General features: G+C 37.5%; 18 protein-coding genes. 11 read left to right on the top strand and 7 right to left on the bottom strand.

Translation table 11 applies throughout. The features are described 5' to 3' along the window. Positions 1-41: 41 nt before the first annotated feature. Genes KFZ56_RS02160 through KFZ56_RS02145 form a run of 4 tightly spaced genes read left to right on the top strand, consistent with a single transcriptional unit; the run spans position 42 to position 2,464 of the window. Positions 42-755, top strand: coding sequence for an ABC transporter ATP-binding protein (locus KFZ56_RS02160; protein WP_222639953.1), 714 nt, complete (start codon positions 42-44; stop codon positions 753-755). Beyond that, positions 752-1,492 (top strand): ABC transporter permease, encoded by a 741-nt coding sequence (locus tag KFZ56_RS02155; protein WP_222639952.1) that lies wholly within the window; start codon positions 752-754, stop codon positions 1,490-1,492. Before KFZ56_RS02160 ends, KFZ56_RS02155 begins: the two co-directional genes overlap by 4 nt. Continuing rightward, entirely contained in the window at positions 1,492-2,253 is a 762-nt protein-coding gene (locus KFZ56_RS02150) for a hypothetical protein (protein WP_222639951.1), read from the top strand. Before KFZ56_RS02155 ends, KFZ56_RS02150 begins: the two co-directional genes overlap by 1 nt. 58 nt (positions 2,254-2,311) lie before the next feature. Next, the gene (locus tag KFZ56_RS02145) at positions 2,312-2,464 is read left to right on the top strand and encodes a PH domain-containing protein (RefSeq protein ID WP_222639950.1); all 153 of its coding nucleotides are present in this window, start codon (positions 2,312-2,314) and stop codon (positions 2,462-2,464) included. A gap of 122 nt (positions 2,465-2,586) precedes the next feature. Here the strand turns inward: KFZ56_RS02145 and KFZ56_RS02140 are convergent, their stop codons facing one another. Beyond that, positions 2,587-2,934: a helix-turn-helix domain-containing protein gene (locus KFZ56_RS02140; protein WP_222639948.1), complete on the bottom strand. Its 348-nt coding sequence runs from the start codon at positions 2,932-2,934 to the stop codon at positions 2,587-2,589. A gap of 591 nt (positions 2,935-3,525) precedes the next feature. Here KFZ56_RS02140 and KFZ56_RS02135 point away from each other — a divergent pair. From KFZ56_RS02135 to KFZ56_RS02120, 4 genes are all read left to right on the top strand, one after another. After that, entirely contained in the window at positions 3,526-3,948 is a 423-nt protein-coding gene (locus KFZ56_RS02135) for a sigma-70 family RNA polymerase sigma factor (RefSeq protein WP_222639946.1), read from the top strand. Then, positions 3,945-4,175, top strand: a complete 231-nt coding sequence (locus KFZ56_RS02130; protein ID WP_222639944.1) for a helix-turn-helix domain-containing protein — start codon at positions 3,945-3,947, stop codon at positions 4,173-4,175. Before KFZ56_RS02135 ends, KFZ56_RS02130 begins: the two co-directional genes overlap by 4 nt. Positions 4,176-4,603: 428 nt before the next feature. After that, complete coding sequence (locus KFZ56_RS02125) at positions 4,604-4,807, top strand: excisionase (RefSeq protein ID WP_222639942.1); 204 nt, start codon at positions 4,604-4,606, stop codon at positions 4,805-4,807. An 80-nt stretch (positions 4,808-4,887) separates the two neighbouring features. Further along, positions 4,888-6,105: a site-specific integrase gene (locus tag KFZ56_RS02120; RefSeq protein ID WP_222639941.1), complete on the top strand. Its 1,218-nt coding sequence runs from the start codon at positions 4,888-4,890 to the stop codon at positions 6,103-6,105. Between the two features lie 202 nt (positions 6,106-6,307). On the opposite strand, the gene KFZ56_RS02115 is transcribed toward KFZ56_RS02120, so the two are convergent. The 3 genes from KFZ56_RS02115 to KFZ56_RS02105 form a co-directional block, all read right to left on the bottom strand. Further along, positions 6,308-7,045 (bottom strand): ABC transporter permease, encoded by a 738-nt coding sequence (locus KFZ56_RS02115; protein ID WP_255584772.1) that lies wholly within the window; start codon positions 7,043-7,045, stop codon positions 6,308-6,310. Positions 7,046-7,053: 8 nt separating this feature from the next. Beyond that, complete coding sequence (locus KFZ56_RS02110; RefSeq protein WP_255584771.1) at positions 7,054-7,635, bottom strand: ABC transporter permease; 582 nt, start codon at positions 7,633-7,635, stop codon at positions 7,054-7,056. Positions 7,636-7,807: 172 nt separating this feature from the next. After that, on the bottom strand, positions 7,808-8,719 hold the full coding sequence (locus tag KFZ56_RS02105) for an ABC transporter ATP-binding protein (protein ID WP_222639939.1): 912 nt from the start codon (positions 8,717-8,719) through the stop codon (positions 7,808-7,810). 244 nt (positions 8,720-8,963) lie between these two features. Between KFZ56_RS02105 and KFZ56_RS02100 the strand changes: the two genes are divergently transcribed. Together KFZ56_RS02100 and KFZ56_RS19820 are read left to right on the top strand one after the other, a co-directional pair. Then, positions 8,964-9,689, top strand: a complete 726-nt coding sequence (locus KFZ56_RS02100; RefSeq protein WP_375540662.1) for a response regulator transcription factor — start codon at positions 8,964-8,966, stop codon at positions 9,687-9,689. Continuing rightward, positions 9,686-11,107: a sensor histidine kinase gene (locus KFZ56_RS19820; protein WP_222639938.1), complete on the top strand. Its 1,422-nt coding sequence runs from the start codon at positions 9,686-9,688 to the stop codon at positions 11,105-11,107. Before KFZ56_RS02100 ends, KFZ56_RS19820 begins: the two co-directional genes overlap by 4 nt. Positions 11,108-11,311: 204 nt before the next feature. Here KFZ56_RS19820 and KFZ56_RS02090 read toward each other — a convergent pair whose 3' ends face one another. Further along, entirely contained in the window at positions 11,312-12,193 is an 882-nt protein-coding gene (locus KFZ56_RS02090) for a helix-turn-helix domain-containing protein (protein WP_222643863.1), read from the bottom strand. Between the two features lie 327 nt (positions 12,194-12,520). Between KFZ56_RS02090 and KFZ56_RS02085 the strand changes: the two genes are divergently transcribed. Beyond that, positions 12,521-13,387, top strand: a complete 867-nt coding sequence (locus tag KFZ56_RS02085; protein WP_222639937.1) for a DMT family transporter — start codon at positions 12,521-12,523, stop codon at positions 13,385-13,387. A 16-nt stretch (positions 13,388-13,403) separates the two neighbouring features. Here the strand turns inward: KFZ56_RS02085 and KFZ56_RS02080 are convergent, their stop codons facing one another. Both KFZ56_RS02080 and KFZ56_RS02075 read right to left on the bottom strand, forming a co-directional pair. Next, positions 13,404-13,904 (bottom strand): hypothetical protein, encoded by a 501-nt coding sequence (locus KFZ56_RS02080; RefSeq protein ID WP_222639935.1) that lies wholly within the window; start codon positions 13,902-13,904, stop codon positions 13,404-13,406. A 214-nt stretch (positions 13,905-14,118) separates the two neighbouring features. Next, the gene (locus KFZ56_RS02075; protein ID WP_222639934.1) at positions 14,119-15,249 is read right to left on the bottom strand and encodes an MFS transporter; all 1,131 of its coding nucleotides are present in this window, start codon (positions 15,247-15,249) and stop codon (positions 14,119-14,121) included. Between the last annotated feature and the right edge of the window lie 64 nt (positions 15,250-15,313).

Here is a 15,313-nt window from a genome sequence, read left to right as displayed (position 1 = left end):
GTTATAGTAGAACCTATAACAAAAAGAAGGAAGTGTTATGTATGCTTACGATTCAAAATTTAGTAAAAAGGCATGGTTCTCAAGAAGTATTATCGAATATCAGTTTTAAGGCTCGCCCAGGCAGAGTGACGGGCTTTTTGGGGCCAAATGGTGCGGGTAAAAGCTCCACACTACGTATTCTTTTAGGTCTGGATCAAGCAACATCAGGAAGTGCTTTAGTCAATGGAGTAGCGTATCCTAAACTCCCTAATCCGCTTACAATGGTAGGAGCTGCATTGGGTGGAGCAAGTGCACACCGTACTCGAACTGGACGAGCACACCTTCGATGGGTTGCTCATTCAGCTGGTTTTCCTTCTTCACGTGTTGACGAAGTTTTAGAAATGGTAGATCTTAGCAACGCTGCGTCTATGCGTGTGGGCAAATATTCGCTTGGTATGAGTCAACGACTTGGGCTCGCTACAGCTCTACTTGGTGACCCAGATATATTAATTCTCGATGAACCAGTGAACGGACTTGATCCTGAGGGGATTCGATGGATTAGAATGTTCTTGCGTGAACGTGCGGAGGCTGGAAATACGGTGTTATTGTCCAGTCATTTAATGGGAGAACTTGCAGAAACAGTTGACGATGTAGTCATTATCAATAAAGGAAAAATTATGTCTGCTGGAACGTTAGAAGAAGTAATGGACGGCTATTTCACTTTGGAAGAAGCATTCTTCGCTCTTACTTCTCAGAATGGCAGGGACTCAAAATGAGAGCATTAACTGTAGAATTGTCGAAACTCATCTCCCTCCCATCTGTTTGGCTTGCTTTTGCCGCTGGTCTCATTGTACCGAATGTGATTGCAGTGATTGCGACGCTTAATGGCTCAAATGCTGCTAATATTGACACAGGTTTTGGTGAATTATCCATTGGTGTACTAGGAGCTATTGTCATAGGCGGTATTGCTATTGGAAGTGAATATGTAACGGAAGGTGAAGACTCAGCTGGCGGAAGACAAATCACGACTTCTTTAATTGCCATACCATCCCGAACTCAACTGTTGTTGGCAAAGGTTGGAGCAACAGCTATTTCGACTGTGGTTTTAGCGATTTTTGCTATCGTCAGTGTTTTTACCACGATTTATTTAATTAGTGGCTCAGAAATTTTGACATTCAATGGAGAAATGCTTGCTCGCATGGTTGGTGTTGTTGTCTATTGGGTTCTTATGGCTCTATTTACATTTGGGTTAACGGTGCTAACACGCAATGCTATTATTCCTATTGGTGTTATGGTCATCAATTCATCAGCTGTAACAGTTACCTTTTTACTTACTCGAATGACTCCATTAGCAACATACCTGCCTGATATGGCAGGACAAAAAATGTTTATTCATGGATCAGACACAGGTATGGAGCTTGCCCCAATCGCAGGTGGTGTAATCATGGGGGCTTGGGTGGTAGTCTTACTTATCATTGCTGGATTTACCTTCTTACGAAGGGATGTGGGATGATGGAAACAATTAAAAAAGCAAAGATGAAACGTACTTTTGGAAATTCTGTATATGCGGAAATGTCAAAATTAAGCTCATTACCATTTATTTGGCTTATACTTTTCGGAACATTAGCAATGACCATTATTTTTGCCCTTGTATTTCCAATAAATACGCGTGAAAATTTTAGTGGAGAAGCTGCGGATTTCATTAATCTTGGACTTACACCGATAACCTATACACACGCTGGTTTCTATATCCTTGGAGTGATTGCGTCTTGTTCAGAGTATATTGGCGGACAAATCCGTACAACACTTACAGTTATACCTAATCGAATCGAGCAAAGATTGGCTGCAACGGTTGGTATAATTCCAGTGGCGTTTATAAGTGCTTTAGTAATTTGTGTGATAAGTGTCACCATCACCTATTTCATGTTTAATAATATCGATATGGAAATTGATATGTGGTTAACCATGCGAATGATTCTTAACGCAGCAATCTATCTTACAATGATGACGATATTCAGTTCTGCTATGGGTATCATTGTCCGCAGATCTATTCCAGTTGTGGGAGGGTTAATGGTTTACCTTTTTATTGTAAGCCCGCTGTTGGTTGGACAATCCTTTGCTTTTTATCTCCCTGATGTTGCGAGTACAACGCTTTGGTTCACAAATGCACCAGAAGAAGCACCACCTTCGATTATAGCTTGGATGGTATTGATTGGTTGGACACTTGTATTTCTGATTGCTTCGATTGTCATAACAAAACGACGAGATATGTAAAAATAAGTGCTAGGCTAGATATTATTAAAAAATCCAATTAATTATATTGAACCATTTAATGATTCTGAATATAGTTGGTTATCGTCTGCTTTCCTCAAGAAAGGCAGTAGAAATTTCTTATAAAAAGGCATTCTTGGGAAGTATCATTATCTCACCACAAAACAGGGATTTATTTATTAAAGAGCTTAAAAAACGTTGTGAACATTTATAGATTCTAATTGATAATACAAATAACAATAATCAAAGAACCAGAATCTGAGACGCTGTGCCGATAATTTAAGATTAATCTATCTCATTTTATCGGCTCTTTTTTTACACTAGTATTTAATTTCTTCATAACTTCTTGGACTTTATGATACCGTCAGTAACGCTTTCTATAATAATAAGGTCTTTATCTGTTAAACTATCGAGCTGTTTTTCTAATTGCCTTCTTCTAGTATTTTTCTTCCTATCAGAATCAGGTAAAAAAAATTCATCAACAGATACATTAAGTAACGTTACAAGATCATAAAGTACCTGTATGCTAGGGTGCTGTCCCTTGTTCTCGATATTTGTTAAATAACGTGGGTCAATCTCTATCATTGATCCCACCTGTTCCCGAGTTAAATTTTGTTTTATGCGGGCTTCTTTTATGGCAAATCCAAATTTTTTAAAATCATATTTATCTTCTTTTTTACGCATGACAAACCACCTCTATACATTTTACTGTTCCTGTTGAATAGCAAACAGGTATAGAAAAACGTATTATATGGTTAATCAGTTCAAATTATAAATATTTTCAAAGAAAAGTTACTGGCAGATAGCAATAAAAAAAACCGTTATCTGGCAGTATCCTTTTCATGCCTTAAAAGTATATCCCATTTCCCAGACGACGGTTTAAATAGCTGTCGTCTTTCTTTTTGTACAGAATTGATAGCTGCATATTAACCTTCACTTTTAATGAGATGACGGCTTCTAGGAGGTAGTCGTCATGCAATATATTGTTAGGGAACAATATTTGCTTTTTGAAATCTTGTCAAAAAAGCTGATCCACCTACATTGGGTAAAAATAGCCTGAAATGTGGTTTTTTAGAACATATAGAGAGAATTAATAAAACACATGCACAGAATGTACCAACATCTGTTTATGTGTTTTTTTATTTGCTGAAAACTTTTTTAAAACTTTTATTACGAGTAATGCAACAAATAGCCCTTTCGTGTTGGGACTTATTACAAAGGGAGAAAAAAGAGCATGGCTCACTTCCTTTGATCACACGAAAGGGGGTGAAAAAAATGAAGCCATCTTCTTTTCAAGCAACTATAGAAAATCAGTTCGATTATATCTGCAAGCGTTCGATGGATGATGAACACAAAAATTATTTCAAACACCTGTCAAGGATTTCAAAAAAAGAAGTTTCCTTCTCTGATACAGGAGATTCTCTTATCAATCAGTTCTCTACTGTCGATCACTATGCCACTGATTTACAAATGTTCACATTATATGGTTTAAGCATTGGTGTGGAAAGTGATTTGTTAAGTGAAGCCTTACGGAACCTGACCAATAAAAAACGGAACATCATTTTGCTGTATTACTTTATGGATATGAGTGATTCGGAAATTGCAGAGCTAATGAAAGTAAATCGTTCGACGGTTTACCGTCACCGAAAAAGTGGACTAGCCTTTATTAAAAAATATATGAAGGAGCATGCCGAATGAAAATAACCTATCCAACGATTCCCTTTTCTCTTATTGTACAGGCAACAGACGGTGATACAGAAGCAATTAACTGCATTATCAAACACTATCAAGGTTATATCACCAAACGCTCCCTCCGTCCCCTGAAAGATGAATATGGGAATCAATACATGGTCGTGGATGAAGTGCTGCGAGGCAGAATACAAACCCGATTGATTACTAAAATTTTATCCTTTGAAATCAACTAATCACGTTACCAGCTTTGGAAGCGTGTTGGGGCGTTACACGCTTCCTGACTAGAAGTAGTTTGTCATTCTATCAAAGCATACTGTTTCCAGTATATTTTGATAGGCTGATAAGCCAATGTTCTTTGACAATAGAATAAAGCAATCAAATACATTTCGATAAGAAAAGAGCCGACGAATTAACACGCCATGACCTTGACAGGCAGCGAGCGATTCCTGTTAGTGCTTCGTAAGTAATCCTAAGCAAGATTACAGCTATGACTTTCTTATCGTGATAATGATACTCCCATACAGCCACAGTCCGAGCGTGATAGAAACGTCACAGGCAATGGGTATGGCTACATGAGAACCATGTGGAGGTGAAAATCCTGTGAGCTTTGCTAAAGCTGTTTGATTGCTTGTAAAACAATGTTTATGGAAAGGAGGATTTTATGAAACTGTCTGATATTCCTATTTGGGAGCGTTATACCTTAACTATTGAAGAAGCGTCAAAATACTTTCGCATTGGCGAAAACAAACTTCGTCGCTTGGCAGAAGAAAACAAACATGAAAACTGGCTCCTTATGAATGGTAATCGCATTCAGATTAAGCGGAAACAGTTTGAAAAAGTAGTAGATACATTAGATGTTATTTAATCGTCTAAGAGCCTTGTATATGATATGATCGTCTTAAGTCGTATCAAGGCTCTTTCCATATAAGGAAAGGAGCAATTGTCATGTCACAAAAAAGACGGGACAACAAAGGTCGAATCTTAAAAACTGGAGAGAGCCAACGAAAAGACGGAAGATATTTATACAAGTATGTAGATACTTTTGGAGAGCCACAATCGGTATATTCATGGAAACTTGTATCTACGGATAGAGTTCCAGCAGGAAAGCGTGATTGTGTTTCGCTTCGAGAGAAAATAACAGAGTTACAGAAAGATATGCATGATGGGATTGATGTTGTAGGGAAGAAAATGACACTTTGCCAGCTTTACGCCAAACAAAATGCTCAAAGACCAAAGGTTAGAAAAGGCACACAAAATGGACGTAAACATCTGATGGATATTTTGGAAAAAGACAAATTAGGTGTAAGAAGCATTGACAGTATTAAACCATCTGACGCTAAGGAATGGGCTATTAGAATGAGTGAAAATGGATTTGCTTATTCAACCATCAATAACTATAAGCGTTCTTTAAAGGCTTCTTTCTACATTGCCATACAAGATGATTATGTTCGGAAGAATCCATTTGATTTTCAACTGAACACAGTGATTGATGATGATACGGTTCCTAAGATTGCGTTAACAGATGAACAGAAAGAAAAACTGTTAGCCTTTGCGAAATCTGATAAGATATACAGCAAAAATTATGATGAAATTCTGATACTCTTAAAAACAGGTCTTCGTATTTCAGAGTTTGGTGGCTTGACACTTTCCGATTTAGATTTTGAGAATCGTCTTATCCATGTAGACCATCAGCTATTAAGGAATACTGAAATTGGGTACTACATTGAAACACCTAAAACCAAAAGTGGCGAGCGTCAAGTTCCTATGGTGGAAGAAGCCTATCAAGCATTTAAACGAGTGTTAGCAAATCGTAAAAATGGTAAACGTGTTGTGATTGATGGATATAGTGATTTCCTTTTTCTTAATCGTAAAGGGTATCCAAAGGTTGCTAATGATTACGGAAAAACATTGACAAATCTTGTTAAAAAGTACAACAAGTATAACGAGATTAAGTTACCACACATCACGCCACATATTTTGCGACATACATTTTGCACTAATTATGCAAATGATGGCATGAACCCGAAAGCATTGCAGTACATTATGGGACACGCAAATATAACGATGACACTGGATTATTACGCACACGCAACATTCGATTCCGCAATGGCAGAAGTGGAACGTTTGGAAAAAAGAAAACAACAGGAACAACCTGCTGCTTAATAGTAATAAATAAATTACTATATATTTACCACTTTTGACAGCCAAAACATCAAGAAATATGCAAAGAAACGTCAAGTATCTATCAATAGTAAAAACGCTCGAAAGCCCATAGAATAAGGCTATACGAGCATTTAAGAATAGTTAAAAAGATAATCAGAAATTTATACTTTGTCTATTGAAAAATCAGCCTGAAAAGAACACCTTAAATAACATCCCGTTTTGAAAAGTCCCGTAACCCATATAGTAACAAAGCTATGAAGGTTCCCATTAGCAGTGTATAAAATAAAACATACGATTGAATCGGTGATTCATCTTCAGGTGACATCGCAAGCATCGGCTGCGTCCATGGATAAACTTGACCGAGTGGTGTACTAGCTACAATAATGGCAGGAAGGGTAAAGACAATACTAACTGCCAACGGGATTCCGAATGTTTTGGATCGAATAGATATAATCAGCTGCAATAGGACCAAAGGCAAGCAGGCTAATACACCTCTAACCATGTACCCCAGCAGTGCAAAAACTGGAAGACTCCCCTCCACTCCGGTTAAATAGCCAGTACCAATAAAGAAAACCATTACGATCACGATGGTAATGACAATCATTCGTACAATCGTTAAAAATTTACCAACGAAGATCGCCGAATAACTGATCGGTAAGGCTAATAATTGTTTCCATCCCCCACCGATATGCTCACCCCTACAAACAAACGCAGCATAAATTCCGACTAAGATGGGTAATACAAAAGGTCCCATAAATAACGCAACTTGAGTCCACGCTTCTATCCACGCATTATCCCCAGGATTCATAAATAGATCATAGTTTTTAAAGAAATTTGTATAAGCCAGAGCCACACCTATTAAGGAACCTATCACATAGATGAGCCACAACTTCGACCGTTTTAATTTTAAACGTTCCACATAAATAATATTTTTCAACATAATCCCCCCTACTGGACATCTCGCCTAGCAAAATGAATGGCACCTATGGCCAATAGAATGATACCTAAAAAGAAACTAATTACAATATAAGCTGAAAGATCCGGATTATTTCCTAGACCTTGATACTGCAGAATAACGGTTGAGGCCTGACTGGGATATGCTAAGGGGAACCACCTCGTCGTTTGAGCAGCCGCTAAAAAGAGTCCCATCATAGCTGAAACGGATCCTATAAGCATCGAGAAAGCCTGGTTTGTAAACGTCATTGATAACCAAAGTTGGACGGACATGATTGGCAATACAACAACCAACATGCTATAGCTATCCCCGATCAAAAGTTTCCATGGTATACTCCCTTCAAATCCCAACATCGTCCCTAACAAGATCATCCCAATCATAAAAATAGTAATAGACAGAAACAGGCTCATAAATAACCAGATAAATTTACTCAAGTAAATGCGAACCCTTGAAAGAGGTAAGGCCAGGATTTGTTTCCACCCGTTTGCATGATGTTCAATATTGGCAATGATGGATGCAGCAAGTGTGGTCACTAGCGGAAATCCAAGGCCAAATAATAAACTGTTATCATACAATAAATATATCCACATCGAGCCCGCTTGGAACATCTCAGCTTGTTCCTCGACAAACTCCCCCGATAAGTGAAGTTCACTAGCTCATACCCCAAGATAAGCAACGGTACCAGTAGAACAATCGTTAGTAGCGAGGAACGTTTTAACTTGATTTGGTCTGCCCATAATAACTGTTTCATAGACTTCCCTCGCTACCGGTTAGTTCTAAGAAGATATCCTCCAGTGATCGTGTCACTTCTTCCAGTCGATACACAGATATCCCCGACTGGACAAGCATCGCATTGATTTTGGAAACGAATGCAGGTTCTGTTTCTGTTAACCACAAATAATTATTTTGCCATTCGGACGTTATCCCGTTCCTCGTTAATATTGCTTTTGATTCACTTCCATCACTAACACCAACTTTTAATAAAGGCTTCCGTTTTTGCCTTAATTGTTCAATGGAATCTTGAAATATCATTTTTCCATTATTAATAATCCCTACATCTGTAGCCATTTGCTCTATTTCACTTAACAAATGGCTGGATACAAGAACACTCATCCCGGATGCAGGTAGTTTTTTTATTAGTTCCCGTATCTCCTGGATGCCCGATGGATCTAGCCCATTCGTTGGTTCATCTAAAATTAACAAATCCGGATTACTGAGCAGTGAAACAGCGATTCCAAGACGTTGCTTCATTCCAAGGGAGTATTCTTTCGTCAGCTGATTGGCAACGTTGGTTAATCTTACAATCTCCAGCACTTCATTTACCCGTTTTTCCGAAATATCCCGTAATCGGCGAACCACCTCTAAATTTTCACGTCCGGTTAAGTTCCCGTAAAATGTTGGGGATTCCACCAATGAACCAATTCGTTGTAAAATTGGGAGGCGATGTTTGTTGAAATTTTTCCCGAAAATCTCAACATCTCCTTTTGTCGGTTTAATTAAACCCAGCAACATTCGAATGGTTGTCGTTTTTCCCGCACCATTCGGCCCCAGAAATCCATAAATGTGCCCCCGTTTGATACGCAAGTCTAATTCATCTACAGACGTATGTTTCTTAAACTTTTTCGTCAACTTGTTTGTCGTAACAATGTTATCATCCATCTTTTCCTCACCTCACTTTTATCGTAAACGAAAAATACTAAAGGCGAGTGAAACTCTTTCTTAACATCTCCTTAACGTTTATCTCTTTCTTTTTCCTATGTTTTTGTGAAAAGTCCTATGAAATCAAGATAGATGAGAACAAGCTAAAAAGCAGAAATCTTAAATGAAGCTTAAACTTTTCAATACCAGTTCCTTGCATTACGATTTCATGTAAAATAATAATGAAGTAAGGGAGGTTTAATAAGTGAATAACAAAATCAAAGAACGTACGATCCTGATTATTGATGACGATACGTATATTTTGGATTTATTAACAACCGTCTTTGAAAAAGAAGAATTTCAACATATAAAGAAGGCCAGCACCGGAGAAGAGGCATACTTTCAAGTTAAACAGAATAACCCGCATATTATTTTGTTGGATGTGATGTTACCTGATATTGATGGGTTTACGCTTTGTAGCCAAATTCGTTCTTATACATCAGTCCCTATTTTATTTCTTACAGCGAAAACAACAGATTTAGATAAGTTACAAGGGTTTAGTTTCGGAGGGGATGACTATATCACCAAACCATTTAACCCTTTAGAAGTTGTAGCACGTGTGAAGGCCCAATTAAAACGCTCGATGCAATCAAACCTGGATCCATCCCTTCAACCTGTGTATGATTATGGACATTTTAAAGTAGATTCAAATACAGGCAAATTAACTGTGAAGGATGAACAAGTGGAATGCCCGCTTCTGGAACTCAAATTATTGCTTTACTTTTGTAAACATCCTAACCAACTTCTCAGTAAACACCAGATCTATCGAGATGTATGGGAAGAATACTATGGTGGGGATAATACGGTAATGGTTCATGTCCGACGATTACGCGAAAAAATAGAGGATGACCCAAGTAAGCCACAATGGATTAAAACAGTCAGAGGACTCGGATATATGTTTGAAGTGGATAAAAAAGAGGATTCATTGTGAACCTAAGAAATCGAATCGCATTTTACTTTGTATCACGACTCTTCTGGCTATTTATTATTTGGGGATTACTAATTGGGCTAAGCATTATTTTATTTCATTTCTTTATTGGAAATGACCAACAGGGAAACTCACAATTATCAATGAATAACATTGTTGAACATACGGTAGTTAAGAACCAAGAGCTTTCTGTTAATACCGAAATCAAAGAGGATTTACAACATAATCATATGTGGTTACAGGTGTTGGATGAAGATGGCTATGAAACCTTTGCCTTTAACAAACCAGAAACAGTACAAGACCACTATGCCCCCGGAGAATTGGTAGCTGATTACATCTATCCAGCGAATAAAGAATATGAGTTATCAACATGGTATGATACGGTAAATAATCAAGAACTAACGTGGGTATTAGGAAAACCGATAACGAACCATAATCCATTTCTTTATTGGGCAAATAATCTTTGGATGCTTTCCATCATTGCAATAGGGATTATCATTGCCTTATTCTTCGGCAAACAATTAAGCGCGCCTATACTATATATGGTATCTTGGGTTGAAAACTTATCAAAAGAAAAATACGAAAAACCATCTTACCATTCCAAAAGACGTCGTCAAAGTAAAGCCGAATATAAAACATTTCAAGAACTTACGCAAGCTCTTTCTAGACTGACTTCAACCCTTAAAAGAAACCAAGTAGAAAGAGAAATGTTGGAGGAAACCAGAGAGGAGTGGATGACAGGCGTTTCCCATGATTTAAAGACGCCCTTATCTACCATTAAGGGATATACGGCTATCTTAGCTTCAGACGCGTATGATTGGAAGCAAGAGGAAGTACGTCATTTTGCTAATACGATGGAAGAGCGTGTGGCGTATATGGAACAATTGATTGAGGATTTCAGCTTAACGTTTCAATTAAAAAACGACGCTATTCCATTACAACTTGAAAAAGGGAATGTGGTAGATGTTATCCAAAATCTCTTGAAACAACTCCAGGGTCTGCCAGAGGCAAGAAACAATAGGATATCATTTGAAACAAACAGCGAACAAATATCCCTCCATATGGATACGAAATATCTCAAACGTGCCTTTGAAAATTTGATTGCAAATAGTATGAAACATAATCCACCTGAAACTAGCATAGCAATCAAACTGTATGAAGACCATTCCGGAAAAATCCACATTGTGATCGAGGATGACGGTATCGGCATGGACCAAGAAACGGTGGATCACTTATTTGATCGATATTTCCGAGGGACAAATAACGCTTCCGATACTTCTGGAACTGGCTTAGGAATGGCCATTGCAAGACAAATCATTTTCGCTCACGGTGGTGATATTGTAATAAAAAGCAAACCACATTTAGGAACACAATGCCATATCATTTTTCCGAATGATTTTCAGGAAGATAGTATTTCATAAGAATAACGTAACCATAGGTGCAAAAGCCAATGTCCCATTGTAGAGAGGAATTGGCTTTCTTTGCGTCAACATTTGCTTCGAAATACTCGTGTGCAGTTTAATTTCCTACTCTAACTTTTAGAGGCGGGGTCATTATTTTCATGCATTTTCAACTTATCAATTCGAACGAAAAGTCAAAGCGTCATAATTTCCCAATCATCTTTACTAAATGTCTTCATCAAAGGATAAATTTATTGGCTCATCTAATAATTCCGATTGCATCTCTAAATGAGTCGTTTCCACATTTTTATCCACTTCTTCAAAGGTGAACTGATCCACCCAAACATGACCTTGTCCAGACAAAATAATTCCAAATGCGATAATGGAACTATCTGCAGGAACATCCAAAACAATGGAGTATTGGTTCCAGTTCATATCCCCTGTTATCGGACGATTACTCATATTGTCAAATTGCAATACATCTCCATAAGCATTATCAACTCTCATCCACATACTACTAAAAGCCTTCACATCTTTCGTTTTTAAAAAACAAGAAAGTCGAATCCTCTTCCCTAAAAAACGATTCGCTTTAAATTGCTGCATCATTGTGGCGAAATTGGTATCATCAAGTACTGTTTTCGATTTTAAATAACCGGATGCTTTCCCCTGATGAACAATCTTGTGATCCACTCCCATTTCATAATTAAATGGATCGGAACCACTTAAAAACCAACCTTTTACTTGTTTCTCCATGTTAGACTCCTCCTTATTTTTTAGCATACCTGACATGAGCCTTCGATATTGTCCAGGTGGCAAATGGTAATACTTTTTAAAGGCTCTTGTAAACGCCTCTTGAGACTCAAAATGATAATAAAATGCAATATCAAGAATCCGTTCATCCGTGTAGAGTAAAGCTGTTGAAGCATTTGCCAACCGTCTCATTCGTATATACTCCGTGATGGACATCCCAACTGCTGTACGGAAAATCCGATGGAAATGAAATTTAGAAAAGCCTGCTTGCTCCGCTATATCATCCATCATTAGTGATTCATGCAAATGTTCTTCAATGTAGTTTATCGTTCTATTAATGATCCCTTCATATAGAATGACTGCCTCCTCCCTTCATTAATAGAATAGCAAAGAGTAAAAGGGAATTTTTTGATTATTATTGCGGATATTTACTTTTTTCAATAAGGGGAATCTTCATTTGTACTTAGGTCTTGTTTCATTCGATATTCTCACTATTTGAATAAAACACCGGTGGAACTAATTGTCTAACAGATACAAAATACCTCTACCTAACTGTTTTCATTTTAGTTGGGTTTCTTTTGGATCAAGGAGACCTGTGCTTCAACCCCTATTCATTTACATCCTATCTTTCCCGTATTAAGATAGTAAAAGTGCCTAATAATGGATAGATGGAGGTAGGAATTCATGAGTGACAAAAACAAAGGGATATTGCTGTTATTATTATCTGCATTCGGATTTGCCTTAATGGCTATGTTCGTGAAGCTCTCAGGCGATATACCTACCACACAAAAAACCTTATTTCGCAATGGTGTATCGATGTTTATTGCGTTAGGATTTGTTATATATCATAAGGAACGACTTTTCGGTCAAAAGAAAAACCAAAAATATTTGATGCTTCGTTCCGCCCTGGGAATGACAGGCGTATTGCTGAATTTCTATGCGATTGATCACCTTGTTCTTTCCGATGCAGATATGTTGAATAAAATGAGCCCATTTATCACCATCATTTTTGCTGCCATTTTCCTAAAAGAGTACGTGATGCGGTTTCAGGTAGTTGCAGTAATTATCGCGTTTCTCGGAACGTTATTTATTATCAAACCGGTCTTCAACCTGGATACAATTCCATATGTAGCCGGGATTTTATCTGCTGTGTTTGCAGGGGGCGCTTATACGGTATTACGTGTCCTTGGAAATAAAGAACAGTTTTATACGGTTGTATTTTACTTCTCCGCATTTTCCACTGTCATTTTATTACCATTTGTCATCCTGTTTTACGAGCCGATGACAGCACAGCAATGGATTTATCTACTCGCTGCAGGGGTGTTTGCAACAGTTGGGCAGTTTGGCATTACGGTTGCCTATAAATTTGCGCCAGCCAAAGAAATATCTATCTTTTTCTACTCTACCGTTGTGTACTCTGGTATTATCAGTATCCTGCTATTTGGACAAATCCCTGATTTCTGGAGTATTCTCGGGTATCTAGCCATATTCGGTGCATCATTTTATATGTTCTTAAGAAACAATCGAGATTTGAGGGAAGTGGAGGAATAAAATGACGTCATACAAACTACAATTCTCTTCCCCTTTTATGATTTGTGGCAAAAATATAGATGGTTAAAATAATACAAATAAGTAATAATAAGTGAAAAATAGTGTGAAGCGTATTCGGTACCATTCCATTCATAAGCGGTAGGAAGGTATGGGTATTGCCAAACATCATCGCATACCTTTCTATCTTATCCTCAGCGCCAATTCCAAATAAATATGGAATCCACCACGATATAATTGCTCCCAACAAGATACAGGAGGGATGAACAATCAACCAAATCCTTGCCCAAATGGGGTACCTTTTCCCCATAAAAAACCAAACCCCTGCCATTAAAAGAACAATTTGAACGACGCCAATCATTGTAACGACTACGATATCATGAAATGACTGTATGGAAGCAATAGCTTCAATATCATTTAACGATCCCAAAGGAACCAAATCCTGTACGATCATGAAAAGTAATATAACAGCGTATCCCCATACCAGCATTTTCTCAGAAAGACGAATGTTCCGTTTCACGTTGCCACACTCTCCCATCCCTTTACTCAAGCCATCTAACAGTGAACACCGACTATTAATACCTATTTCCATCTTATCATATATACGGAATATTAGTGATAGATTTCAGAATTTATTTTATATTATGTATTAAAATTAAAAACAAAACAGTTTTTGTAATTGTTCAGGTACCACATATGTTTGATTATCTTCATACTGTCGAAACGAAGTTATTTCATTGTAGCCTGGATTTCTGTTTAAATAGTAACGTTATATACCCAATGATAGAAGAACCAACAAAAAGAACATCGTACCCTAGGATGTCAGCGATTACCCCCGAAAATATGGAACCTATTGCTTGACCTAGTGCAAGTATTAAGAACGGTACACCTAGTCCGAATGATGGGTTCGTTTTAAACACGGAAATCCCCCATACGATTAAGACCCCTGTCATGAAAATATAAGAACTTCCAAAAAGAACTGGGGAAAGGAATCCCATTATATGGTTATCAGGGTAAATTCCTAGAATAAGAGAAGCGGTTGACAGTGCTATTATAGAAATCCTGTACGCACGCTTTAAACCAAATTTATTGATAAATACACCGGCAGTTCCTCCTAGTAAACCTGAAACACCAATAATGACCCAAAAGCCTTCTCCTAAGTATGTGGGAACACTATCTAAATTTAGCATAAAGTCTTTTGAGAATGTCCAATAGGCAGAACAAGATATTCCTATCAATAAAGATGCAACAATTAATTGAATAGAGTGTCTCCATTCCTCTTTCGAGTAACCCGCCGTTACTTTCTTTTCTAACGTTTGATGTTTCGGAAGTACTTTATAATTAATAATGAGTACCAAAATAGCAATGATCATAAATGTCAGATACGTTTCCCGCCAGCTATCAGTCATTATGATAGCAATTGCACCAGTAAAAGCTGTTCCAATGCTTGTACCTGAATTAATCCATGAATTCGCCTGGTTTTGTAACCTTGCTTCTACGCTAGTGCTAACAATATTAGCATATGGCGGGGATGAGAATCCTGTACTCATCCCCGCCAGAAATATACCTAAACCTAGTACTACCGGAGTAGAGGAAATGGAGATAGTACCCAAACCAATAATCGATGATAATCCAGCTACCACTAGAATAGATCTTGGAGAAACTTTATTAGACAAGGTCATGGCTAATATTATTGCTATACAGTAAGCAATGTATGATAAAGATGATATGAAACCACTAGTGGTTTGATTCATATGAATGGTTTCGTTTATATATGGAAGCATTAAACCGTAACTAAAACGAGACAAGCCATACGTTACGGCAATCATTGGCAAACCAGCTGCAATTAACTTTTTTGTATTCATAATCGCACTCCTTTTTATACATAACGTTCATTATAATAATTAAGAAAAAATGAAGAGAGAAATG

It is taken from the genome of Virgibacillus sp. NKC19-3, from assembly GCF_019837165.1.
Lineage (GTDB): Bacteria > Bacillota > Bacilli > Bacillales > Amphibacillaceae > Virgibacillus_L > Virgibacillus_L saliphilus.
Note: the sequence above shows the minus strand (reverse complement) of the source record. Positions and strands in the feature narration are given on the sequence as shown.

Coding starts and splice junctions, on each gene's coding strand:
- KFZ56_RS02085 (WP_222639937.1), top strand. CDS start 12,521: ATGAGTGACAAAAACAAAGGGATATTGCTGTTATTATTATCTGCATTC.
- KFZ56_RS02135 (WP_222639946.1), top strand. CDS start 3,526: ATGAAGCCATCTTCTTTTCAAGCAACTATAGAAAATCAGTTCGATTAT.
- KFZ56_RS02130 (WP_222639944.1), top strand. CDS start 3,945: ATGAAAATAACCTATCCAACGATTCCCTTTTCTCTTATTGTACAGGCA.
- KFZ56_RS02120 (WP_222639941.1), top strand. CDS start 4,888: ATGTCACAAAAAAGACGGGACAACAAAGGTCGAATCTTAAAAACTGGA.
- KFZ56_RS02075 (WP_222639934.1), bottom strand. CDS start 15,249: ATGAATACAAAAAAGTTAATTGCAGCTGGTTTGCCAATGATTGCCGTA.
- KFZ56_RS02155 (WP_222639952.1), top strand. CDS start 752: ATGAGAGCATTAACTGTAGAATTGTCGAAACTCATCTCCCTCCCATCT.
- KFZ56_RS02140 (WP_222639948.1), bottom strand. CDS start 2,934: ATGCGTAAAAAAGAAGATAAATATGATTTTAAAAAATTTGGATTTGCC.
- KFZ56_RS02115 (WP_255584772.1), bottom strand. CDS start 7,045: ATGTTGAAAAATATTATTTATGTGGAACGTTTAAAATTAAAACGGTCG.
- KFZ56_RS02150 (WP_222639951.1), top strand. CDS start 1,492: ATGGAAACAATTAAAAAAGCAAAGATGAAACGTACTTTTGGAAATTCT.
- KFZ56_RS02105 (WP_222639939.1), bottom strand. CDS start 8,719: ATGGATGATAACATTGTTACGACAAACAAGTTGACGAAAAAGTTTAAG.
- KFZ56_RS02145 (WP_222639950.1), top strand. CDS start 2,312: ATGATTCTGAATATAGTTGGTTATCGTCTGCTTTCCTCAAGAAAGGCA.
- KFZ56_RS02125 (WP_222639942.1), top strand. CDS start 4,604: ATGAAACTGTCTGATATTCCTATTTGGGAGCGTTATACCTTAACTATT.
- KFZ56_RS02160 (WP_222639953.1), top strand. CDS start 42: ATGCTTACGATTCAAAATTTAGTAAAAAGGCATGGTTCTCAAGAAGTA.